The organism is Burkholderia ubonensis subsp. mesacidophila, from assembly GCF_002097715.1.
Classification (GTDB): domain Bacteria; phylum Pseudomonadota; class Gammaproteobacteria; order Burkholderiales; family Burkholderiaceae; genus Burkholderia; species Burkholderia mesacidophila.
In genome coordinates this window covers 2,871,119-2,894,067 of sequence record NZ_CP020738.1, presented here as the reverse complement: position 1 = coordinate 2,894,067, position 22,949 = coordinate 2,871,119, and the positions used below count along the sequence as shown (strand labels likewise).

At 66.8% G+C, this 22,949-nt stretch carries 12 protein-coding genes; 6 read left to right on the top strand and 6 right to left on the bottom strand.

The window, feature by feature from the left end; translation table 11 throughout:
• The first annotated feature begins 15 nt into the window (after positions 1 to 15).
• The 3 genes from B7P44_RS30570 to B7P44_RS30560 all read left to right on the top strand — a co-directional run bounded on the left by B7P44_RS30570 (position 16) and on the right by B7P44_RS30560 (position 4,521).
• On the top strand, positions 16 to 1,623 hold the full coding sequence (locus tag B7P44_RS30570) for a carboxyl transferase domain-containing protein (RefSeq protein WP_084909569.1): 1,608 nt from the start codon (positions 16 to 18) through the stop codon (positions 1,621 to 1,623).
• A gap of 17 nt (positions 1,624 to 1,640) precedes the next feature.
• A complete protein-coding gene (locus tag B7P44_RS30565) occupies positions 1,641 to 2,426 on the top strand; it encodes an enoyl-CoA hydratase/isomerase family protein (RefSeq protein WP_084909568.1) in 786 nt (261 codons plus the stop codon).
• Between the two features lie 91 nt (positions 2,427 to 2,517).
• Complete coding sequence (locus tag B7P44_RS30560) at positions 2,518 to 4,521, top strand: acetyl-CoA carboxylase biotin carboxylase subunit (RefSeq protein ID WP_084909567.1); 2,004 nt, start codon at positions 2,518 to 2,520, stop codon at positions 4,519 to 4,521.
• Positions 4,522 to 4,637: 116 nt separating this feature from the next.
• On the opposite strand, the gene B7P44_RS30555 is transcribed toward B7P44_RS30560, so the two are convergent.
• A complete protein-coding gene (locus B7P44_RS30555; protein ID WP_084909566.1) occupies positions 4,638 to 5,162 on the bottom strand; it encodes a hypothetical protein in 525 nt (174 codons plus the stop codon).
• Between the two features lie 316 nt (positions 5,163 to 5,478).
• On the opposite strand from B7P44_RS30555, the gene B7P44_RS30550 reads away from it, so the two are divergent.
• From B7P44_RS30550 to B7P44_RS30540, 3 genes are all read left to right on the top strand, one after another.
• Positions 5,479 to 6,624, top strand: a complete 1,146-nt coding sequence (locus B7P44_RS30550; protein ID WP_084909565.1) for a DUF2827 domain-containing protein — start codon at positions 5,479 to 5,481, stop codon at positions 6,622 to 6,624.
• Positions 6,625 to 7,161: 537 nt separating this feature from the next.
• On the top strand, positions 7,162 to 7,965 hold the full coding sequence (locus B7P44_RS30545) for an EAL domain-containing protein (RefSeq protein ID WP_084910121.1): 804 nt from the start codon (positions 7,162 to 7,164) through the stop codon (positions 7,963 to 7,965).
• Between the two features lie 77 nt (positions 7,966 to 8,042).
• Positions 8,043 to 8,429, top strand: a complete 387-nt coding sequence (locus B7P44_RS30540) for a hypothetical protein (protein ID WP_084909564.1) — start codon at positions 8,043 to 8,045, stop codon at positions 8,427 to 8,429.
• A gap of 19 nt (positions 8,430 to 8,448) precedes the next feature.
• On the opposite strand, the gene B7P44_RS30535 is transcribed toward B7P44_RS30540, so the two are convergent.
• The 5 genes from B7P44_RS30535 to B7P44_RS36860 all read right to left on the bottom strand — a co-directional run bounded on the left by B7P44_RS30535 (position 8,449) and on the right by B7P44_RS36860 (position 22,532).
• Entirely contained in the window at positions 8,449 to 9,585 is a 1,137-nt protein-coding gene (locus B7P44_RS30535; protein ID WP_084909563.1) for a DUF2827 family protein, read from the bottom strand.
• Between the two features lie 24 nt (positions 9,586 to 9,609).
• Complete coding sequence (locus tag B7P44_RS30530; RefSeq protein WP_084909562.1) at positions 9,610 to 10,764, bottom strand: DUF2827 domain-containing protein; 1,155 nt, start codon at positions 10,762 to 10,764, stop codon at positions 9,610 to 9,612.
• A 14-nt stretch (positions 10,765 to 10,778) separates the two neighbouring features.
• Complete coding sequence (locus B7P44_RS30525) at positions 10,779 to 11,924, bottom strand: DUF2827 domain-containing protein (protein ID WP_084910120.1); 1,146 nt, start codon at positions 11,922 to 11,924, stop codon at positions 10,779 to 10,781.
• 388 nt (positions 11,925 to 12,312) lie between these two features.
• Complete coding sequence (locus tag B7P44_RS30520) at positions 12,313 to 12,993, bottom strand: OmpA family protein (protein ID WP_084909561.1); 681 nt, start codon at positions 12,991 to 12,993, stop codon at positions 12,313 to 12,315.
• A gap of 101 nt (positions 12,994 to 13,094) precedes the next feature.
• Positions 13,095 to 22,532, bottom strand: a complete 9,438-nt coding sequence (locus tag B7P44_RS36860) for an ESPR-type extended signal peptide-containing protein (protein ID WP_133117953.1) — start codon at positions 22,530 to 22,532, stop codon at positions 13,095 to 13,097.
• Positions 22,533 to 22,949 lie beyond the last annotated feature (417 nt).

Here is a 22,949-nt window from a genome sequence, read left to right as displayed (position 1 = left end):
AACGGAGCCCCGTCGATGCCGATCATCGAATCCAAGCTGAACCCGCGCTCGGAAGAATTCCGCGCGAATACCGCGGCGCTCGAGGCGGTCGTCGCCGACCTGCGCGCGAAGATCGAACAGCTTTCGCAGGGCGGCGGCCCTGCCGCGCGCGACAAGCACCTGTCGCGAGGCAAGCTGCTGCCGCGCGATCGCATCGCGCAGCTGCTCGATCCTGGCACGCCGTTCCTCGAGCTGTCGCAGCTCGCGGCGAACGGCATGTACAACGATGACGCGCCGGGCGCGGGGATCATCACCGGCATCGGCCGGATCGCGGGCCGCGAGTGCGTGATCGTCTGCAACGACGCGACGGTCAAGGGCGGCACCTACTACCCGGTCACCGTGAAGAAGCACGTGCGCGCGCAGGAGATCGCCGCGGAAAACCGCCTGCCGTGCGTGTATCTCGTCGATTCGGGCGGCGCGAACCTGCCGAACCAGGACGACGTGTTCCCCGACCGCGACCACTTCGGCCGCATCTTCTACAACCAGGCGACGATGTCGGCGGCGGGCATCGCGCAGATCGCGGTCGTGATGGGCTCGTGCACGGCCGGCGGCGCGTACGTGCCGGCGATGAGCGACGAGTCGATCATCGTGAAGAACCAGGGGACGATTTTCCTCGGCGGCCCGCCGCTCGTGAAGGCGGCCACCGGCGAGGAGGTGAGCGCCGAGGATCTCGGCGGCGGCGACGTGCACACGCGCCTGTCGGGCGTCGCGGACCATCTCGCGCAGAACGACGCGCATGCGCTGTCGATCGCGCGCAATATCGTCGATCACCTCGCGCCGAAGATCGCGTCGCCGGTGACGCTGCGCGAGCCGAAGCCGCCGCGCTACGACGCGCGGAGCCTGTACGGCGTGATTCCCGTCGACACGCGCAAGCCGTTCGACGTGCGCGAGGTGATCGCGCGCATCGTCGACGATTCCGAGTTCGACGAGTTCAAGGCGCGCTACGGCACGACGCTCGTCACGGGCTTCGCGCACATCTGGGGCCATCCGGTCGGGATCGTCGCGAACAACGGCATCCTGTTTTCCGAATCGGCGGTGAAGGGCGCGCATTTCATCGAGCTGTGCTGCCAGCGCAAGATCCCGCTCGTGTTCCTGCAGAACATCACGGGTTTCATGGTCGGCCGCAAGTACGAGAACGAAGGGATCGCGCGGCATGGCGCGAAGATGGTGACGGCCGTGTCGAACGCGAAGGTGCCGAAGTTCACGGTGATCATCGGCGGCTCGTTCGGCGCGGGCAACTACGGGATGTGCGGCCGTGCGTTCGGCCCGCGTTTCATGTGGATGTGGCCGAACGCGCGGATCTCGGTGATGGGCGGCGAGCAGGCCGCGTCGGTGCTCGCGACGGTGCGCCGCGACGGCATCGAGGCGAAGGGCGGCGCGTGGTCGACCGAGGACGAAGAGGCGTTCAAGCAGCCGATTCGCGACCAGTACGAGCGCCAGGGGCATCCGTACTACGCGAGCGCGCGGCTGTGGGACGACGGCGTGATCGACCCCGCGCAGACGCGCGACGTGCTGGGCCTGGGCCTCGCCGCGTCGATGAACGCGCCGATCGACGAGACGCGCTTCGGCGTGTTCCGGATGTAACGAGCAAGGAGCGGACGATGCGATACGAAACCATCAAGGTATCCGAAGCAAACCGCGTCGCCACCGTCACGCTGGCGCGCCCCGACGTGCGCAACGCGTTCAACGAGACGATGATCGCCGAGCTGACGACCGCGTTCGAATGGCTCGACGCGCACGCGGGCGTGCGCGCGGTGGTGCTCGCGGCGGAAGGCCCCGCGTTCTGCGCGGGCGCGGACCTGAACTGGATGAAGAAGATGGCCGGCTACTCGGACGACGAGAACCGTGCCGACGCGCGCAAGCTCGCGCGGATGCTCGAGGCGATCCACCGCTGCGGCAAGCCGGTGATCGCGCGCGTGCATGGCGATGCGTATGCGGGCGGCGTCGGTCTCGTGGCCGCTGCCGACATCGCGATCGTGGCGGACGGCGCGAAGTTCTGCCTGTCCGAAGCGCGGCTCGGGCTGATCCCGGCGACGATCGCGCCGTATGTGGTGCGCGCGATGGGCGAGCGCGCGGCGCGGCGCTATTTCACGACGGCGGAAGTGTTCGACAGCGCGCGCGCGGCGGCGCTCGGCTTCGTGCACGAAACGGTGCCGGGCGATGCGCTCGACGAGACGGTCGAGAAGCTCGCGGCGACGCTGGTCGCGAACGGGCCCGATGCGGTGCGCGCGTGCAAGCGGCTCGTGGCCGACGTCGCGGGCCGTCCGCTCGACGCGGCGCTGATCGAGCAGACCGCCGAGTGGATCGCGCGGACCCGCGCGGGCGCGGAAGCGCGCGAGGGCATCGCCGCGTTCCTGGAGAAGCGCACGCCGTCATGGCGGACCTGACGTAACCGGCTGCGGCAGCCGACAGCGCTTCGCGTGGCATGACGCACGACTGAAGCGCGAACCCCATCCCTTACCGGACGACATCGAAGCCATGTTCGACAAGATTCTGATCGCCAACCGCGGCGAAATCGCCTGCCGGGTCGCCGCGACGTGCAAGCGTCTCGGCATCGCGAGCGTCGCCGTCTATTCCGACGCGGATGCGCACGCGAAGCACGTCGCCGCGTGCGACGAGGCCGTGCATATCGGCGGCGCGGCGGTCGCCGACAGCTACCTGCGCATCGAGCGCATCATCGAAGCCGCGCGCGCGACCGGCGCGCAGGCGATCCATCCCGGCTACGGGTTCCTGTCCGAGAACGAGGACTTCGCGCATGCGTGCGAAAAGGCCGGCCTCGTGTTCATCGGGCCGCCGGTCGACGCGATCGCCGCGATGGGCTCGAAGGCCGCCGCGAAGGCGCTGATGCACGTGGCCGCGGTGCCGCTCGTGCCCGGCTATCACGGCGACGCGCAGGATACGGCGCTGCTGCATCGCGAGGCCGATGCGATCGGCTACCCGGTGCTGCTGAAGGCGAGCGCGGGCGGCGGCGGCAAGGGGATGCGCGTCGTCGAGCGCTCCGACGATTTCCCGGCGGCGCTCGCGTCGTGCCAGCGCGAGGCGGCGAGCAGCTTCGGCAACGACCGCGTGCTGATCGAGAAGTACCTGACGCGCCCGCGCCACGTCGAAGTGCAGGTGTTCGGCGACACGCACGGCAATACGGTCTACCTGTTCGACCGCGACTGTTCGGTGCAGCGCCGTCACCAGAAGGTGCTCGAGGAAGCGCCGGCGCCGGGCCTGGCCGACGACGTGCGCCGCGCGATGGGCGAGGCGGCGGTCGCGGCCGCGCGCGCGGTCGGCTATGTCGGCGCGGGCACCGTCGAATTCATCATGACGGGCGACGCGTTCTACTTCATGGAGATGAACACGCGCCTGCAGGTCGAGCATCCGGTCACCGAGATGGTGACGGGCCTCGATCTCGTCGAGTGGCAACTGCGCGTCGCGGCGGGCGAACCGCTGCCTTTGCAGCAGGCGCAACTGCACGTGAGCGGGCACGCGATCGAGGCGCGCCTTTACGCGGAGAACCCCGCGCGCGGCTTCCTGCCGTCGACCGGCACGCTGAAGCACCTGCGCTTGGCCGAAGGCGTCGAGTTCGCGACCGGCGCGCCGGTGCGCGTCGACAGCGGCGTGCGCGAGGGCGATGCGATCACGCCGTTCTACGATCCGATGATCGCGAAGCTGATCGTGCACGGCGCGGACCGCGAGGAAGCGCTCGGCCGGATGATGCGCGCGCTGCGCGAATGCGAGGTGGTCGGTCTCCATACGAATGCCGCGTTCCTGCAGCGGATCGTCGCGTGCGAGCCGTTCGCGACGGCCGATCTCGACACCGGCCTGATCGAGCGCAACCACGACACGCTGTTCGCGCCGCAACAGCCGCCGCGCGCGGCGCTCGCGCTCGCCTGCGCGGCGCTGCGCGCGCGTGAGCGCGATGCGCTCGCGGACCGCGGCTCGCCGTGGGCGGCGCTGTCGAACTGGCGCCTGAATGCCGGCTACCGCCGCACGCTCGAATGGCGTGCGATCGATCGCGAGACGGACCTCACCGTGACCGTCGACGACGACGCGGCCGGCAAGCGGCTCGCGATCGGCGACGCGCCGGCGCAGCCGTTCGCGTGGACGCGCGGCGCGAGCCCGCTCGACTTCGACGTGACGCTCGACGGCGTGCGCAGCAGCGGCCGCGTGTATGCGGACGGCGACACGTTCCACGTGTTCACGCAGGGCGCGTCCGAATCGTTCGAATGGCGCAACCTGCTCGCGCACGCGGGCGACGCCGAGCACGGCGGCGGGCGCCTGACCGCGCCGATGCCGGGCAAGGTGATCGCGGTGCTGGTCGAGGCCGGACAGGCGGTCGAGCCGGGCACGCCGCTGATCGTGATGGAAGCGATGAAGATGGAGCACACGATCGGCGCGCCGAGCGCGGGCGTCGTCGCGGAAGTGCTGTACGGCGTCGGCGATCAGGTCGCCGACGGCGCGCAACTGCTCGTGATGAGCGAGGACGCTTCATGACGAGAATGAGCATGGAGAAGAGGGCGTAGTCGGGATGCCTGATCGTTGATGCTTGTGCCAGGCGACGCACAGCCGGTCTCGTCGTCGCCTGGCGGTAATCTGGAGGAAAGCCTGGCCTAATGCCGGCGCATTCCGCCGAAACCGTGCATGCCGCCGGCCCCATGCATGCCGCCGAATCCCCTTACACCACCGAAGCCACGCACACCGCCGACGGGGAACGGGCCGCGATGAAAGCCCGCTCCGATTGGCGCGCCGAAATGGCCGTGATTGATCGGATGGAAATGATTGAAGTGGTGAAAGTGATGAAACCGATCGACAAAGATCAGGCTCACGCCCCCGCCGATGAATAACGGCGGGCCCCACCACCACGGGTCGGGATAGGGATAGGCAGCGACCGGATACCACAGCACGCTGCCATCCGGGCTTTGCACGATCTGCCAGGTGCCGTCGCTTTGCAGGCACGCGCGTCCGACGATCTGCTGCATTGTCCCGTCGATCTCCGCCTGCCCGACCACGGCGCGGCAATTCGTGCTGTCCGTCCCGTCGGCCAGCAGGGGTAACTCGTCATACGTTTGCGCCAGCGCCGGCGCAGCAAGGGCGAGGCAGGCGAGCAATGCCCCGAAGCGAAGCGGATTGTCCATGATGGTTGGCCGCATGAATCTCCCGACGTTTTCGACGTCGCGTCATCGGCGTCACCCAGCACATCGGTGTGCTGGCGCACATTCACGCCGCCGGCTTGCCGCTCGGGACGTGGTTGCCCATTCGGTAAACGTTGGAGTGGGCCGGCTTATTCCGGTGCCAGGGCATCGCCGCGCGCATGCCGTGCTAACGATAAGTGACAGTTTGGCTGCCCGCGATCCGCTAGACTGTCGCGGCGCGCAGGCGCGCAGGCTCGCTTGACGCGAGCGGCGCCGCGCGCGCTACACTCCGACAACCCATCACGCCCCTTTGCCGACGATGACGTCACCTGTTGTCCTGAACGGCCTGCGCATCGGCATCACGATCGGCCTGCGCGCCCCCGACGAAAGCCTGTGGATCAACGGCATCAAGCAGAACGCGCTGTTTCTCGCGAAGCTGCTGATGGCGTCGCCGCACGGCTACCGCGTGACGCTCGTCAACACCACCGACGTGCCGCTGACCGACGCGCTGCCGTGGGATCGCGCGGTGTACGACACGCGCGCGTTCGCGGACGCAAAGGACACGCTCGACGTGCTGATCGAGCTCGGCGGGCAGATCGACGCCGCGCAGACCGCGTACCTGAAGGCGCGCGGCGCGAAGATCGTCAGCTACTGCTGCGGCGTCGAGTACATCAACGCGATGGAATCGATGCTGTTCGGCCGCCGGCTGTGGGATTCGCTGTTCATCAACCGGGGCTTCGACGAGGTGTGGGCGATCCCGCAGATCGCGCCGTCGTCGCTGCCGTTCCTGCAGTCGCTGCGCCGCTGCCCGGGGCGCGTGGTGCCGTTCGTCTGGGATCCGATGTTCCTGGCCGAGCGTGCCAGCACGCTGCCCGGGCATGGCGAATACCGGCCGAGCGGCACGCCCGCGAAGCGGCTCACGGTAATGGAGCCGAACCACAACGTCGTGAAGTTCTGCGTGTATCCGCTGCTGATCATCGACGAGGTGTTCCGCCGCGAGCCGGACGCGATCGCGTTCACGCACGTGACGAACGCGGACCGTCTCGCGCGCGAGAGCCAGGAGTTCGTGATGCTGATGAACCATCTGGAGGTCGTGCGTGCCGGCAAGGCAAGCTTCGTCGGGCGCTTCGACACGCCGGCGTTCCTGTCCGAGCTGACCGACGTCGTCGTGTCGCACCAGTGGGAGAACCCGCTCAACTACTTCTACTTCGACGTGTGCTGGCAGGGCTATCCGCTCGTGCACAACGCGAGCCTCGCACCCGATCTCGGCTACTACTATCCGGACAACGACGTGCAGCAGGGCGCGGACGCGCTGCTGCGTGCGCTGCGCACGCACGACGACGACTGGGAAGGGTACGCATTGCGCCAGCGCGAGATCCTGCGGCGCTATACCTGCGCGAACCCGGCGCTCGTTGCCGAGTACGACGCGCTGCTTGCGCAATTGATCGGCGCGACGGCGGCATAGCGGAAGATGAAAAAAAGACCACCGAAGGCGGGGGCCTCGGTGGCTTTCAAGGCACAAAGCTGACGGATCCGGGGGTGGTCCGTCGGAATTGATTTTAATGTTAACTACCTTGTAAGACTGTCAAAGACGGTCATTTATAAATGCTGGCGTGTGGCGGTTGATAATCCGGAAAATCATCCTTCATTGAAAATCATAATGAACGAATGGTTGATCTTCCGGGCCCGTGAGGTCGAGCGCGTTCATGCCGGGAGCGCTGCGCAAAAGGCATGATTTTATTCGTATTGTCATATGAATGAAGCGCGAGCCGCCGAGCTGGATAATAAGAAATCAAAGCTTTCATCAATGTAATTTTAATATCGTTAACAGTATTGGATTTTGCTTAAATCTAGAATGGCTCCCGGGTATTCCAGCGAAGGCCGGATTTGCGATTCGATCGATTTTCGTTGGCCAGGTGCGGGAGGAAATTTTTTCATTCTCCGGCGTTTATTGTGAGGAATGGGCCGGTTCGTGCGGCTCGACGGTTCCCGGAGCGCCGGAATGTATGCGGTCGACGCTCGCCTTGAGGCGCAGATGCACAACAATCATGACGACGCCGGCCAGCTGTTCGATCCGACCGCCACGCATCCCGACCCCGTCGCGGTATGCCGCTTCATCGAGCGTCGGCTCGCGTTTGCGCGCGAGCCCGTCTGCAGGACCGACCTGTCGGGCGGCGTGCTCTACCACGAATGCCTCGCCCGCCTCGCACGCGGGCAGCGCGACCTGTTGCGGCCGGTCGCGTTCCTGCCGCGTCTCGTGTCGATGGGGCTGATGTGCTGGTTCGACCAGCTCGTGGTCGGCAGGACGATCGACAGCCTGCGCGCCGATGCGAAAGCCGTCTACGGCTGCAACGTGTCGGCGTCGAGCGCGACGGAAGACGCGCAGTGGCAGGCGATCTTCGACCGGCTCCACGCCGAGCCGGCGGTCGCGCAGCGGCTGGTGCTCGAGATCACGGAAACCGCGCCGCTCGACCCGGTATCCGGCCGACCGTTCGTCCAGCAGGTGAGGCAGACCGGATGCCGGATCGCGATCGACGATTTCGGCGCGGGCTACAGCGCGCAGAACCACCTCGTGGTCGGTCAACCGGACATCGTGAAGCTGGACCGCTCGATGCTGTCGATGATCCGGAACAACGCGGTCGGCCGGTATCAGGTGCGCCGGCTGGTGGCGCTCGCGCACGAGACCGCGGGGCAGGTCGTCGTCGAAGGCGTGGAGACCGAGCTCGACCGGCAGATGGTGATCGACGCCGGCGTCCGGTGGGCGCAGGGCGATCATTTTTCCCGGCGTTCGGATGTCGCGCGATGAGACCGGTTCGATGCAACGAAGCGGGGCGGGTTGACGCAGTCTTGAGAAGCGGGGCGGCCGTGGAAGAACACAGCAGGATGGCGATGATTCGCGAGCCGGCGGCGATCCGGGAGGTGGCGGCCATTCTCGTCCGCCTGGGCGCCGGATCCGCCGACCGGCAGGTCGACCTGATCCGCTATCTCGACGGCCTGGAGGCGGTCGCGCGCCGTATCGCGGCGGCGCGCCTGCCGGACCCGGCCAGCCGTGAACTGGCGGCCCGCTACTACTGCGCGGGGATTCTGACGAGCGTGTACGGGCGTGAATCGGCGATTGCGCGCGGCATCGCCGGCAGTCTCGAGCAACAAGCGAACGGCGGCGCCCGGTACGGCCGCGCGTCGCGGCGCATCTTCGCGTTGCTGATGCGCGCGGGGCGGCGGCAGGGGCGGGCGTTCATGGACGCGTGCGGGCATCTCGTGCGCGGGTAGCGCTTCCCGCGTCCCCGCGTCAGCCGATCGCGCGGTCGCCGAACAGTTGGAGAATCCGCTCCGAATGCGCGCGGACATTGGGCTCCGCGAGCGCATCGACGCCGGCCAGGTACTGCCGGGCCGCCCGCGCGTACTCGTCGAGCCGCGCATCGTGGGTCTGCGCGGCGGTGGCGATTGCCCGCGCCGCGTCGAAGATGTCGAAGTCCGCGTAGTAGTAGCCGACATCGCGCAGGAACGGCGAGTTGTGCACCAGCGGGTAGTTGCCGTACAGCGCGTCGTACAGCAGGTAGTTCAGGCCGTTTTCCCAATGGTGCGACACGACGATGTCGGTGTGATGCGCGGCCCACGCGACGAACGGCGCGCGCACGTCCGCGGTCGCCTTGCCGTCGCGGACCATCTCGAGCCCGAGCGCGAGATGCTTGAAGGCGACGTTTTCCTTCTTGTCGAACGTGTTGGTCATGTAGACGTGCTCGACCAGCTCCGGATGGGCGACGTAGCACGCGTTCGCCGCGAGCATCGGCACGACCGCGCTCTTGACGACGTTGAGGTTCGGCTCGAAGAACGCGATGCGCTTGGCCGGACCGTGATTCCGGTAGCCGAAGCGCGCCTTCAGCTCGGGATCGGCGTCGAGGCTCCGCTCGATGAAGTACGGCGACCAGATGTGCGGCAGCACGAACACCGGCGCGCGGTAGACCGCCTGGAAATAGGCCGCGCAGGTGTGCGCATGCTGCGGGTTGGTCCAGATCTCGTCGAACTGGACGCGATGCGGGTTGGGCCGCCAGTCGTTCTTCCCGAAGTTGATCGTCTCGACCGCGATCACGTAGTCGTTCCCGAAGCGGTACGACACGCACTTGCCGCCGCGCTGCCGGACCGCGTCCGCGTGACTCGGATGAATGAACGCGTTCATCTCGACCAGCAGGTCGGTCTGGTGGACGATCGCCGACAGCGGCCGCAGCGCGTCGCGTAATTCGCCCATCATCAGCGCTTCCGGATAGTCGGCGACGCCGTCGTCGTGCGCGAGCCACACGTCGCCGACGAGCGGCGACTGCTTCAGCAGCATGTACAGGTACACGCAGTGCTGGTTCGCGCCGTTGTACCAGATCGACTGCGCCGCATCGCGCTGCACGTTGATCGTTATCGCGACGTTGATCTTCATGTCAGCCTCGGCGTCGGCGGCGCGTCACGCGTCGCGATAGAGCGCCGCGAGCGCGTCCGAATACGCGGCGACGTTGTCCGGGTTGTAGATGCTGACCGAGTCGAGCACGCGCTTCGACCGTTCACGATACGCGTCGAGATTCGCATCGTGCTCGGCAAACGCCTTCAGCAGCGCGCGGCCGCCGGCCTGGCAGTCGAAGTCCGGATAGAAATACCCGGCGTCGCCGAGGAACGGCGAGTTGTGGATCAGCGGATAGTCGCCGTACAGCAGTTCGTAGTACAGGTAGTTCTGCGCGTTCTCCCACGTGTGCGACACCACCGCGTCGCCGAACGCCGCCATGAACTCGTACACCGCATAGCGGCTCTCGAACGTCGTGATGCCGTGATTGACGATGTCGAGGCTTTTCGCGAAGTGGACGAACGTCGTGTGGTCCTTCAGGTGCAGCGTGTTGCACACGCGCACGATCTCGAGGAAATCCGGCTGCGCGCGATACGCTTCCTCGGTCACCAGCATCGGGATGATGCTCGTCTTCACCATGCAGATGTTCGGCTCGAACATCGTCACGCGCCAGCGCGGCTTGCCGGGCTGGTAGCCGAACGAGAGGCCGGCCCCGAGCGTCGCGCGCGCCTTGTCGAACAGCATTGGATGCCAGATGTGCGGCACGATCGTCACCGGCGCGCGCAGGCCCGTCTGGTAATAGTGCAGGCACGAGCGCTCGAATTCGGGAATCGTCCACACGCTGTCGTACGGCGCGCCGGAGAACAGGAAGCCCGACGGCTTGTTGAACATCGCGCGCTCGATGTCGATCACGTAGTCGTTGCCGACCCGCATCGTCACCACCTTGCCGCCGCGCTCGCGGAACGCGCGCAGGTAATCGGCGTTGAACTGCGCGCTCATCTCGATCAGCACGTCGCAGCGCTGCAGCGCGTCGTCCATCGACAGCAGCGGCACGTTCCATTCGCCGAGCATCATCTGCGGATCGGCGATTTGCTCGCCGCCGTTCACCATCACCGCTTCCGCGACGAGCGGCGACTGCCGCAGCAGCAGGATCAGCAGCAGGCAGTTCTGGAAGATGCCGTTTTCCCACAGCGACTGGCCAGCGCCGCGCACATACAGCGAGACGCCGACGACGAGACGCTTGCCCTCGCCGGGCGCTTGACGGGCCTGGGTGTCCGACATGCGGTTGCTCCGGTTCAGGCGACCAGACGCGCGACGAACGCGTCGAGGTTCGCGGGGTTATCGATCGAGACGGACTTCAGCAGTGCGTCCGCCTTCTTGCGGTAATCGTCGAGCCGCGCGTCGTGATGCTGCCACGCGTCGAGCAGCGCGCGGCCGCCCGCCGCCGCATCGAAATCCGGGTAGTAGTAGCCGGCGTCGCCGAGCAGCGTCGAGTTGTGGATCAGCGGATAGCCGCCGTACAGCACGTCGTAGTACAGATAGTTCTGCGGGTTCTCCCAGTGATGGGAGACGACCGCGTCCGCATGGCGCGCCATGAAGCCGGGCAGGTCGATGCGCGGCTCGAAGGTCGCCTTGTGCTGGCGGACGAGGTCGAGGCTGTTCGCGAAGTGCAGGAAGGTCGGGTGTTCCTTCAGGTGCATCGAATTGACGACGAACAGGTGCTCGACCGCTTCCGGCCGCGCGCGATAGAGCTCCTCGCACGCGAGCATCGGGTAATGGCAGGTCTTGACGACCGAGATGTTCGGCTCGAGCGTCGCGAGCCGCCAGGCCGCGCGGCCCGGCTGGTAGCCGAACGTCGCGCCTTCGCTCGCGAGCGCGGCGATGCGGCGGTCGAGGAAGTACGGCGACCAGATGTGCGGAATCGTGTAGACCGGCGCGCGCGTGAGCGTGCGCAGCAGCGGCACGTCGATCGTTTGCGATTTCTCCAGCACCCACACTTCATCGAACGGCGCGCCGTTGAAGATGTGCCCGGACGGCTTCTCGAAGATCGGCGTTTCGGCGAGGCCGCTGTAGGTATGGCCGACGAAGCATGCGATGCGCTTCTTGCCGAGCGCCTGCAGGTGCTTGAGCCATTCGACCGGCAGCTGCGCGCCTATCTCGATCACGACGTCGAGGGCGTGCGTGACGTCGTTCGGCTGCACGAGCGGCACGTCGAGGCCGTCGAGGTCGAGCCCGGCGGGCAGCGCGCGTGCGTCGCCGCCGTTCAGGAAGTAGACGGGGCCGACACGGTCCGAGCGCTTCAGCATCATCGCCAGGTACGCAATGTTCTGGTGGATGCCGTTTTCCCAGATCGCCTGGCCGTCTCTCGCGAACAGCGAGATGCCGACGGCCGGGCGTTCGTTGCGGGCGCCGCGCGAGGCGGCTTGATTGATGTCCGTCACCAGCAAAATTCCTGTGCGGCGCCGTCGGTCCGGCGGCGTCGAATGGCGACGCGCGGACCCGGCAGGCCGTTGGTTGTCACGTGTGCGCCTGCGGCGGCGCGGCCCGCGGAAACGGGCCGGGCCGCGCGGATGGCGACATTGGCGGCCCAAGCCGGTCCGACGCGTCGCCACGCGCTGCCGGGCTGGCCGCCAGCGGCGATTGTGGCACGGAAATCGCCGGTTTGTGGAGTCGGGGCGGCCCCGACGCGGCCCGCGCAGGCCGGCGCGTTGCCGGCTCCTGCTGCCCGCGTTGACGGCCGAGCGGATCCGCGCGGCACGCCGGGATCGGGCCAGGGTCCGTCGTGCGTATTCCGAAGCGTCGGCGCGGGCGGTGCGCGACGCCGCGCAATCAGCGTTCCAGCGAGATCTCGACGCGCCGGTTGCTCGCGCGGCCTTCCGCCGTGGCGTTGGACGCGACCGGATCGGCGCTGCCGCGTCCCGTCACCGCGACGGTGCCGGCGTTCAGGCCGTGCGACTTCAGGTAGCCGGCGACGGCTTGCGCGCGCCGCTGCGACAGCGCGAGATTGGATGCGTCGCTGCCGACCGAATCCGTGTAGCCGGTGACCGATACGCGCGTGAAGGCCGTATCGCCTTGCCTGGCCAGCAACGCGTCGAGCGAGGCGCGGGCGGTCGGCGTGAGCGTCGCCAGCCCGGTGGCGAATAGCGCGTCGCCGGCGAGATTTACATGTTCGACGGCGGCGGGCGCCGCTGCCGCTGCCGCGGGCGACGAGGCCGGCGCCGGCGTCGCGGCTTCCGGCGCGCCGCACTGGAACACGAGCGTGGCCGGGTCGGCGTTGTCGCGCAGCGCTTTCGCGGTATCGAGCGTGCGCACCGGCTGGTCGCCGCAGAGGTGTCGTGCGGCCTTCATGCAGGTGTTCGGGCCGGAGAAGATCCCGTGGCAGTCGACCTGGTACGTGCGCACGCCGTCGCGCGGCTGCAGCTCGGAAGCGCTGAACGTCGGGCCGGATGCGCTCGAGCAGGCGGCGAGGGTTATCGTGGAGAGCGCAAGCGCGAAAGAGAGTTGGTTCACGGTGATGTCCTGAATGCGATCGTTGACGGAAGCCCGCTGCGTCGATCGGGCAGCGCGGCGTGCCGGGCGCTGACGACTGCGCCCGGCCCGCGCGGCTCGGCTTATTTCCACTGATACAGCATGCCTGCGCCGATCACCTTCTGGCCGCCGCTGAAGCCGCCGTTGATCGACGCCTTCAGGTTCTCGGTGATCCGCGCCTGCATGTTGACCGCCATCGCCTTCTGGCCGAGGAAGGTCGACGTGCCGACACCCATCCCGAAGTTGGCGTCGCGGTCGAGCTGCGGGATCGACGCCATCGCGCCGACGGCCGCGATACCCTGCTTCGCCATCTGGTCGGTCTGCTGCAGTTGCGAACCGAGGCTGTTGATCTGCGCCTGCTGGCCCGACAGCGCCGTCGACAGCGTCGACTGCACCGCGGTCAGCTGGTTGACGTTGACCGCATCGGTGCCTTGCGTGCCCGGCGCGACGTTGATGATCTGGCGCTGCTGGGTGTCGTTGCCGACCGAGACCACGTTCGAGCGGTTGCTGTCGTTCGACGCGGCGCCGATCGCCACCGAGTTCGAGCCCGTCGTGACGGTCGGGCGGTCGCTGCCGGTGCCGTTCATGTCGGCCGCGATGCCGTTGTTGTTCACCGTGCGCGTCGTGTTGTTGTTCAGCGTCGTCGACAGCTGGTTCAGCTGGGTGTTGATGTTCGTCACGCCGGTCGACAGCGACGCCACGGTGCTGTTCGTCGAGCTGAGGCCCGTCGACAGCGAGGTCAGGCCGGTCGAGGTCGACGTCGACAGCGACGTGAGGTTGCTGTTGGTCGACGACAGGCCCGTCGACAGCGAGCTGATGCTGGTCGACGTCGACGTGGACAGCGACGCGACGGTGCTGTTGGTCGAGCTCAGGCCGGTGGACAGCGAGCTGATTCCGGTCGACAGCGAGCCGATGCTCGTCGACGTTGCCGTCGACAGGCTGTTGACGGCCAGGTTCGTCGCGTTGAGCTGGCTGCCGTTGATCGCGTCCGTGCTGGTGGCCGACACGCGGCCCGCGGCGACGTTGGTGATCTGGCGTTCCGCGCCCGGCGCGCCGACGCTCACCACGCTGGTCGGCGTGCTGCCCGCGAAGAAGTACGTGATGCCGCCGATCGTCGTGCTCGACGTCGGGTTCGCGGCGGCCGTGACGGAGCCCGTGCCGAGCGCGACGTCGTTGAGGTTGTTCGCGACCGCGTTCGAGCCGAATGCCAGCGAGCCTGCGCCGGCGGCCGTCGCCGTGTTGCCGAGGGCGAGCGAGCCGTTACCCGTCGCCGTGTTGGCGTTGCCGATCGCCAGCGCGCCGTTGCCGGTCGCCGTGTTGTTCGCGCCGAGCGCGACCGCGCCGGTGCCGGTGGCCACGTTCGGATCGCCGATCGCGACCGCGCCGTCACCGCTCGCCGTGTTCGCGACGCCGATCGACACGGCCTTGCCGCCTGTCGCCGACGCGTTCTGGCCGATGGCGACCGCGCCGTTCGACGACGCGTTCGCGCCGTCGCCGACCGCGACGCTGCTCGCGCCCGATGCGCTTGCGTTCACGCCTGCCGCGATGGCGTTGACGCCGGTTGCGCCGTCGTTGTTGTAGTTGGCCTGCTGCGTGCCGTTGTCGTTGACGCTGTAGTAGTGCGTCTTCGCGGCCTGGATCGCGGTCGAGGTCGACGTCGACAGCGACGTGAGGTTGCTGTTGGTCGACGACAGGCCGGTGGACAGCGAGCCGATGCCGCTCGACGTGGAGGTCGACAGCGACGCGACGGTGCTGTCGGTCGTGCTCAGGCCGGTGGACAGGGAGCCGATGCCGGTCGAAGTCGAGGTGGACAGCGATGCGACGGTGCTGTTGGTCGAGCTCAGGCCGGTGGACAGCGAGTTGATGCCGGTCGAGGTCGAGGTGGACAGCGAAGCGACCGTGCTGTTGGTCGAGCTCAGGCCGGTGGACAGCGAACCGATGCCGGTCGAGGTCGAGGTGGACAGCGAAGCGACGGAGCTGTTGGTCGAGCTCAGGCCGGTGGACAGCGAGCCGATGCCGGTCGAAGTCGACGTGGACAGCGACGCGATCGAGCTGGTGGCCGTCGAGATGCCGGTCGACGTGGAAGTCGACAGGGACGCAACCGAGCTGTCGGTCGAGCTCAGGCCGGTGGACAGCGAGCTGATGCCGGTCGAGGTCGACGTGGACAGCGACGCGATCGAGCTGGTGGCCGTCGAGATGCCCGTCGACGTGGAAGTCGACAGGGACGCGACGGAACTGTCGGTCGAGCTCAGGCCGGTGGACAGCGAGCTGATACCGGTCGAAGTCGACGTGGAGAGCGACGCGATCGAGCTGGTGGCCGTCGAGATGCCGGTCGACGTGGACGTCGACAGCGAGGCGACCGAACTATCGGTCGAGCTCAGGCCGGTAGACAGCGAGTTGATGCCGGTCGAAGTCGACGTGGACAGCGACGCGATCGAGCTGGTGGCCGTCGAGATACCGGTCGACGTGGAAGTCGACAGGGACGCGACGGAGCTGTCGGTCGAGCTGAGGCCCGTCGACAGCGAGCTGATGCCGGTCGAGGTGGACGTGGACAGCGAGGCGACCGAGCTGTTGGTCGAGCTCAGGCCGGTGGACAGCGAGCTGATGCCGGTCGAGGTCGACGTGGACAGCGAGGCGATCGAGCTGGTGGCCGTCGAGATGCCCGTCGACGTGGACGTCGACAGGGACGCAACCGAGCTGTCGGTCGAGCTCAAACCAGTCGACAGCGAGCTGATGCCCGTCGAGGTCGACGTGGAGAGCGAGGCGACCGAGCTGTTGGTCGAGCTGAGACCGGTGGACAGTGAGGTGATGCCGGTCGAGGTCGACGTGGACAGCGACACGATCGAGCTGGTGGCCGTCGAGATACCGGTCGACGTGGAGGTCGACAGGGACGCGACGGAGCTGTCGGTCGAGCTGAGACCGGTGGACAGCGAGCTGATGCCGGTCGAAGTCGACGTGGACAACGAGGCAATCGAGCTGGTGGCCGTCGAGATGCCGGTCGACGTGGAGGTCGACAGCGAGCTGATACCGGTCGAGGTCGACGTGGACAGCGAGGCAATCGAGCTGGTGGCCGTTGAGATACCGGTCGACGTGGAGGTCGACAGGGACGCGACGGAACTGTCGGTCGAGCTGAGGCCCGTCGACAGCGAGTTGATGCCCGTCGAGGTGGACGTGGACAGCGAAGCGATCGAGCTGGTGGCCGTCGAAATGCCGGTCGACGTGGACGTCGACAGGGACGCGACGGAGCTGTCGGTCGAGCTCAGGCCCGTCGAAAGCGAGCTGATGCCGGTCGAGGTGGACGTGGACAGCGAGGCAATCGAGCTGGTGGCCGTCGAAATGCCGGTCGACGTGGAAGTCGACAGGGACGCGACGGAGCTGTCAGTCGAGCTGAGGCCCGTCGACAGCGAGCTGATGCCCGTCGACGTCGAGGTGGACAGCGAGGCAATCGAGCTGGTGGCCGTCGAGATACCGGTCGACGTGGAAGTCGACAGGGACGCGACGGAGCTGTCGGTCGAGCTGAGGCCGGTGGACAGCGAGCTGATGCCGGTCGAAGTTGACGTCGACAGCGACGCAATCGAGCTGGTGGCCGTCGAGATGCCGGTCGACGTGGAGGTCGACAGGGACGCGACGGAGCTGTCGGTCGAGCTCAGGCCCGTCGACAGCGAGCTGATGCCGGTCGAAGTCGAGGTGGACAGCGACGCGACCGAGCTGTTGGTCGAGCTGAGGCCAGTGGACAGCGAGCTGATACCGGTCGAGGTGGACGTGGACAGCGAAGCGATCGAGCTCGTGGCCGACGAAATGCCCGTCGAAGTTGACGTCGACAGCGAAGTCACGCTGCTGTCCGTTGTCGAGAGTCCGGTCGACAGCGACGCGATCGCGCTGTCAGACGACGACAGCGTCGAGGACAGCGACGCGACCGTGCTGTTCGTGCTCGACAGGCCGGTGGACAGCGAGCCGATGCCGGTCGAAGTCGACGTGGACAGCGACGTGATGCTCGAATTGGTGGTGCTTGCGACTGCGTAGAGCTGGCTGCCGTTGATCGCGTCTGTGCTGGACGACGTGATCCGGCCGGCCGCCACGTTGGTGATCTGACGTTCCGCCCCAGCGCTGCCGACGCTCACGACGCTCGACGGCGTGGCGCCGGCGAAGTTGCCGTACGTCGTCGAGCCGATGGTCGCGCTGCTGGTCGGATTCGCGGCTGCGGTGACCGACCCGCTGCCGAGCGCGACGTCGCTTGCGTTGTTCGCGACGGCGTTCGGACCGATCGCGACCGAGTTGGTGCCGAGGGCCTGACTGTCCGGTGCGGTCGAGTTCGCGTGGAAGTACTTGATGCCCTGGCTGTTGATGTTGTCGATCGCAGCGCCGACGCTGTTGGCGGTGGTCGTCGTGCCGTTCGCGTTGTACGTGGTGTACGACGGGGCCGAGATCGTGCCGGTCGTCGGGTTGTACGTTGCGCCGCCGCCGAGCGCTGCGGCGGTGCTGTTGCCGAGGTTGTTGGTGTTGGTCGTCACCGAGCTCAGGCCGGTGGACAGCGAGCTGATGCCGGTCGAGGTCGACGTAGACAGCGAAGCGATCGAGCTGTTGGCCGTCGAGATACCGGTCGACGTGGAGGTGGACAGCGAGGCGACAGAGCTGTTGGTCGAGCTCAGGCCCGTCGACAGGGAATTGACGCCGCTTTGTGCGGTGCTGATACCGGTCGACGTGGAGGTCGACAGCGAGGCGACGGAGCTGTTGGTCGAGCTCAAGCCCGTCGACAGGGAGTTGACGCCGCTTTGTGCGGTGCTGATGCCGGTCGACGTGGAGGTGGAGAGCGAAACGACCGAGCTATCGGTCGAGCTCAGACCCGTCGACAACGAGCCGATGCCGGTCGACGTCGAGGTGGACAGCGAAGCGATCGAGCTGGTGGCCGTCGAGATTCCCGTCGAAGCAGAGGTCGACAGCGAGGCGACAGAGCTGTTGGTCGAGCTCAGGCCCGTCGACAGGGAATTGACGCCGCTTTGTGCGGTGCTGATCCCGGTCGACGTCGAGGTGGAGAGCGAAACGACCGAGCTATCGGTCGAGCTCAAGCCGGTGGACAGCGAGCCGATGCCGGTCGAAGTCGAGGTGGACAGCGAGGCGATCGAGCTGTTGGCCGACGAGATACCCGTCGAAGTCGAAGTCGACAGCGACGCGACGGAGCTGTTGGTCGAGCTGAGGCCGGTCGACAGCGAATTGACGCCACTTTGTGCAGTGCTGATGCCGGTCGATGTGGAGGTCGACAGCGAAGCTACCGAGCTGTCGGTCGAGCTCAAGCCGGTGGACAGCGAATTGATGCCGGTCGAGGTTGACGTTGACAGTGACGCGATCGAGCTGCTAGCCGACGAGATGCCGGTCGAAGCGGAAGTCGACAGCGAGCTGATGCCGGTCGAAGTCGAGGTGGACAGCGAGGCGACAGAGCTGTTGGTCGAGCTCAGGCCCGTCGACAGGGAGTTGACGCCGCTTTGTGCGGTGCTGATCCCGGTCGAGGTCGACGTGGAGAGCGACACGATCGAGCTGTTAGCCGACGAGATGCCCGTCGACGCGGAAGTCGACAGCGAGCTGATACCGGTCGAAGTCGAGGTGGAAAGCGAAGCGATCGAGCTGTTGGCCGACGAGATGCCCGTCGACGTGGAAGTCGACAGCGAGCTGATCCCGGTCGAGGTCGACGTGGAAAGCGAAGCGATCGAGCTGTTGGCCGACGAAATGCCGGTCGAAGCCGAAGTCGACAGCGAAGTGACGGAGCTGTTGGTCGAGCTCAGGCCGGTCGACAGGGAATTGACGCCGCTTTGCGCGGTGCTGATCCCGGTCGACGTCGACGTGGAGAGCGAGGCAATCGAGCTGGTGGCCGACGAGATACCGGTCGAAGCCGAGGTCGACAGCGAAGCGACGGAGCTGTTGGTCGAGCTCAGGCCGGTCGACAGGGAGTTGACGCCGCTCTGCGCGGTGCTGATGCCGGTCGACGTGGAGGTGGACAGCGAAGCGACGGAACTATTGGTCGAGCTGAGGCCGGTCGACAGCGAATTGACGCCGCTCTGCGCCGTGCTGATTCCCGTCGAAGCGGAAGTCGACAGCGAGCTGATGCCGGTCGACGTCGACGTGGAGAGCGAAGCGATCGAGCTGGTGGCCGTCGAGATGCCGGTCGAAGCCGAGGTCGACAGCGAAGCAACCGAGCTGTTGGTCGAGCTCAGGCCCGTCGACAGCGAACCGACGCCCGTCGAGAGCGAGGAAAGCGCGGACGAGCTCGAACTCAGGCCGGTCGACAGCGAGCCCACGGCCGTCGAGGTCGACGTCGACAGCGTGTTGATCGCGGTGTTGGTCGCGTAGAGCTGCGAGCCGTTGATGGCATCCGTGCTGGTGGCGGAAATTTGGCCGGCCGCGACGTTCGTGACCTGGCGCTCGGCGCCGGCTGCGCCGACGCTGACGACGCTGCTCGGGGTCGAGCCGGCAAACGAATAGCTCGTGCCGCCGATGGTGGCGCTGGCGGTCGGATTCGCGGCTGCGGTGACGGAACCGCTGCCGAGCGCGACGTCGCTTGCGTTGTTCGCGACGGCGTTCGGGCCGATCGCGACCGAGTTGGTGCCGAGGGCCTTGCTGTCTGGCGCAGTCGAATTCGCGTGGAAGTACTTGATGCCCTGGCTGTTGATGTTGTCGACTGCCGAGCCGACGCTGTTCGCGGTGGACGTCGTGCCGTTCGCGTTGTACGTGGTGTACGACGGTGCCGAGACCGTGCCGGTGGCCGGGTTGTAGGTCGAGCCGCCGCCGAGCGCCGCGGCGGTGCTGTTGCCGAGGTTGTTGGTGGTGGTCGTCACCGAGCTCAGGCCGGTGGACAGCGAACTGATGCCGGTCGAGGTCGACGTCGACAGCGAAGCGACGGAGCTGTTGGTCGAGCTCAGGCCGGTGGACAACGAGTTGACACCGCTCTGCGCGGTGCTGATACCGGTCGAAGCGGAGGTCGAAAGCGAGGTGACCGTGCTGTTGGTAGTCGACAGACCGGTGGACAGCGAATTGACACCGCTCTGTGCCGTGCTGATGCCCGTCGAAGCCGAGGTCGACAGCGACGTCACCGTGCTGTTCGTCGTGCTCAGCCCGGTCGAAAGCGAGCTGACGCCGGTCGAGGTCGACGTGGACAGCGAGGCGATCGAGCTGGTGGCCGACGAGATACCCGTCGAAGCCGAAGTCGACAGTGAAGCGACGGAGCTGTTGGTCGAGCTGAGGCCGGTCGACAGCGAATTGACGCCGCTTTGCGCCGTGCTGATGCCGGTCGATGCCGACGTCGACAGCGACGCAACGGAGCTGTTGGTCGAGCTGAGGCCAGTCGACAACGAATTGACGCCGCTCTGCGCCGTGCTGATGCCGGTCGACGCCGACGTCGACAGCGACGTTACTGTGCTGTTGGTGGTACTCAGACCCGTCGACAGCGAATTGACGCCGCTTTGCGCCGTACTGATACCGGTCGAAGCGGAGGTCGAAAGCGAGGTGACCGTGCTGTTGGTGGTCGACAGACCGGTGGACAGCGAATTGACACCGCTCTGCGCGGTGCTGATGCCGGTCGAAGCGGAGGTCGACAGCGAGGTGACCGTGCTGTTGGTAGTCGACAGACCGGTGGACAGCGAATTGACGCCGCTCTGTGCCGTGCTGATGCCCGTCGAAGCCGAGGTCGACAGCGACGTCACCGTGCTGTTCGTCGTGCTCAGCCCGGTCGAAAGCGAGCTGACGCCGGTCGAGGTCGACGTGGACAGCGAGGCGATCGAGCTGGTGGCCGACGAGATACCCGTCGAAGCCGAAGTCGACAGCGAAGCAACCGAGCTGTTGGTCGAGCTCAGGCCCGTGGACAGCGAGTTGACCCCGCTTTGCGCGGTGCTGATCCCCGTCGAAGCCGACGTGGAGAGCGATACGATCGAGCTGTTGGCCGACGAGATGCCGGTCGAAGCCGACGTCGACAGGCTCGTGATGCTCGACGTCGTCGTGCTCGCGACCGCATAGAGCTGGCTGCCGTTGATGGCATCCGTGCTGGTTGCGCTGATCAGGCCGGCGCCGACGTTCTGGATGCGGCGCTCGGCGTTCACCGCGCCGACGCTGACCACGCCGCCCGCCGATGCGGCGCCCGCGTACGTGCCGAACGTCTGGGTGCCGATCGTGGTGCTGCTGACCGTGCCGGTGCCGCCGGTCACGGTCGACGCGGTGGCGGTGGTCACCGAGCTGCTGCCGAGGGCAACCGAGTTCGCGACGTTCGCGTTCGAGCCGACGCCCATCGCGATGGCGTTCGTGGCCGACGCGTTGGCGTTCTGTGCGACCGCGACGGAACCGGAGCCGGATGCCGTTGCATTCGAACCGACCGCCGTCGCGTAGCCGTTCGAGGCCACGCTGGCCGCACCGAGCGCGACCGCGCCGGCAGGGCCGCTTGCGGTGGCGCCGTTGCCGAGCGCAAGCGCGTCGACGCCGGTGGCCTGCGTCTTGGCCAGGAAACTGCCGACGTTGCCGAGCGCGATCGCGCCCCGGCCCGTCGCGGTGGCGGAGCTACCGATTGCAACCGAGCCGTCCGAGCCGGTTGCGGTTGCCGTATTGCCGATCGCCACCGAGCTGTTGTTCGACGTGCTGGCGTTGCCGATCGACACGGCGCCCAGGCCGGTCGCCGAGTTGCCGTTGCCGAGCGCGACGGCGCCCTGGCCGTTCGACGTGTTGTTGGCGCCGACCGCCAGCGCGCCGGTGCCGGTTGCGCTGTTCGGGTCGCCGATCGCGACCGCGCCGTCACCCGACGCCGTCTGGCCGCGACCGATCGCAACGGCGCCGCCGGCTGCCGTGCCGCTGTTGGCCGTCGTGCCGCTCGAGCCGATCGCGACGTTCTGGCCGGTCGCGCCGGACACGATGCCGTCGCCCTGGGCGATGCCGTATGCGCCGTTGACCGTCGCGCCGCGGCCCACCGCGATGCCGGAGGTTGCCGTCGACGCGACCGACGCCTGCAGGCCGGCGGCGACCGAGTTCACGCCCGCTGCGGTGGAGGAACTGCCGAGCGCGGTCGCTCCCGTTGCCGATGCCGTTGCATTGAAGCCGTACGCATTGCTGGATGTCCCGGAAGCGGTGGCAAAGGAGCCGACCGCGGTCGCGCCCTGCGCTGCCAGCGTGCCAAGGCCGATCCCGACGGCGCCGTCACCCGACGCCGTTGCGAACGAACCGAACAACGTCACGCCGTTGAAGCCGACGCCATAACCGCCCCCGTTGGCATTGCAACCTGCGACGTTCGACCAGGTGCCGCTGCCATCGACCGGGCCGGATGTCTGGGCCGGAAGCGAATGACCGAGCACCGTCCCGGCGCCGCTATTGCAGGTGAGTGATCCGGTGTAGGTCGACGCATACCCGGCAGGCGCCAACGTTGCGAGCAGCAGGCTGACCAGCAGCTTGACCGAGGCCGAGCGTTTGCCTTTGCCGTGAGCCGAGTCGAGCTCCGATGCGGCGACCCAGGTGCCGAGCGATTCGTTCCAGATCGAGCGGTATGCGCGGTTCATAACCAACTACCTCCAAATAATCACGCAACACACCGGGCTCTTTCGTTAGATGAATATGCCGTGCGCTCGTGCAATCTCAAAAAATGTGATCGGAGTTTATTTGAGGTGGATTTTAGAGATTGCTAAAAAGTGAAAAATTGGTGCGCGAGAAAGTTGAAATTTGGTTAATAAGTGGTGAGGGTGACGATTGAATCGTCAGGAATCTTTAAATCGTAAGAATGCAAAATGAAAGGCATTCAGTGTGACGTCTTGGTGCGCGATAGCCTTGTATATCAATGTGTTGGCGATGGTGGTGTCGATGGATGGACAAGCGCCATGGCGATAAAGTAAGACAAATGAAATGGAAAACGTTTGCGCCTTGCTTGCCGTGTTGTGTGTTTGTAATGTTAAAAAATGGAATTTAGATGGCTTGGTGGT

Excerpts from the sequence above, each read along its gene's own strand:
- B7P44_RS30570 (WP_084909569.1), top strand. The coding sequence starts at position 16 with ATGCCGATCATCGAATCCAAGCTGAACCCGCGCTCGGAAGAATTCCGC.
- B7P44_RS30565 (WP_084909568.1), top strand. The coding sequence starts at position 1,641 with ATGCGATACGAAACCATCAAGGTATCCGAAGCAAACCGCGTCGCCACC.
- B7P44_RS30560 (WP_084909567.1), top strand. The coding sequence starts at position 2,518 with ATGTTCGACAAGATTCTGATCGCCAACCGCGGCGAAATCGCCTGCCGG.
- B7P44_RS30555 (WP_084909566.1), bottom strand. The coding sequence starts at position 5,162 with ATGGACAATCCGCTTCGCTTCGGGGCATTGCTCGCCTGCCTCGCCCTT.
- B7P44_RS30550 (WP_084909565.1), top strand. The coding sequence starts at position 5,479 with ATGACGTCACCTGTTGTCCTGAACGGCCTGCGCATCGGCATCACGATC.
- B7P44_RS30545 (WP_084910121.1), top strand. The coding sequence starts at position 7,162 with ATGTATGCGGTCGACGCTCGCCTTGAGGCGCAGATGCACAACAATCAT.
- B7P44_RS30540 (WP_084909564.1), top strand. The coding sequence starts at position 8,043 with ATGGCGATGATTCGCGAGCCGGCGGCGATCCGGGAGGTGGCGGCCATT.
- B7P44_RS30535 (WP_084909563.1), bottom strand. The coding sequence starts at position 9,585 with ATGAAGATCAACGTCGCGATAACGATCAACGTGCAGCGCGATGCGGCG.
- B7P44_RS30530 (WP_084909562.1), bottom strand. The coding sequence starts at position 10,764 with ATGTCGGACACCCAGGCCCGTCAAGCGCCCGGCGAGGGCAAGCGTCTC.
- B7P44_RS36860 (WP_133117953.1), bottom strand. The coding sequence starts at position 22,532 with ATGAACCGCGCATACCGCTCGATCTGGAACGAATCGCTCGGCACCTGG.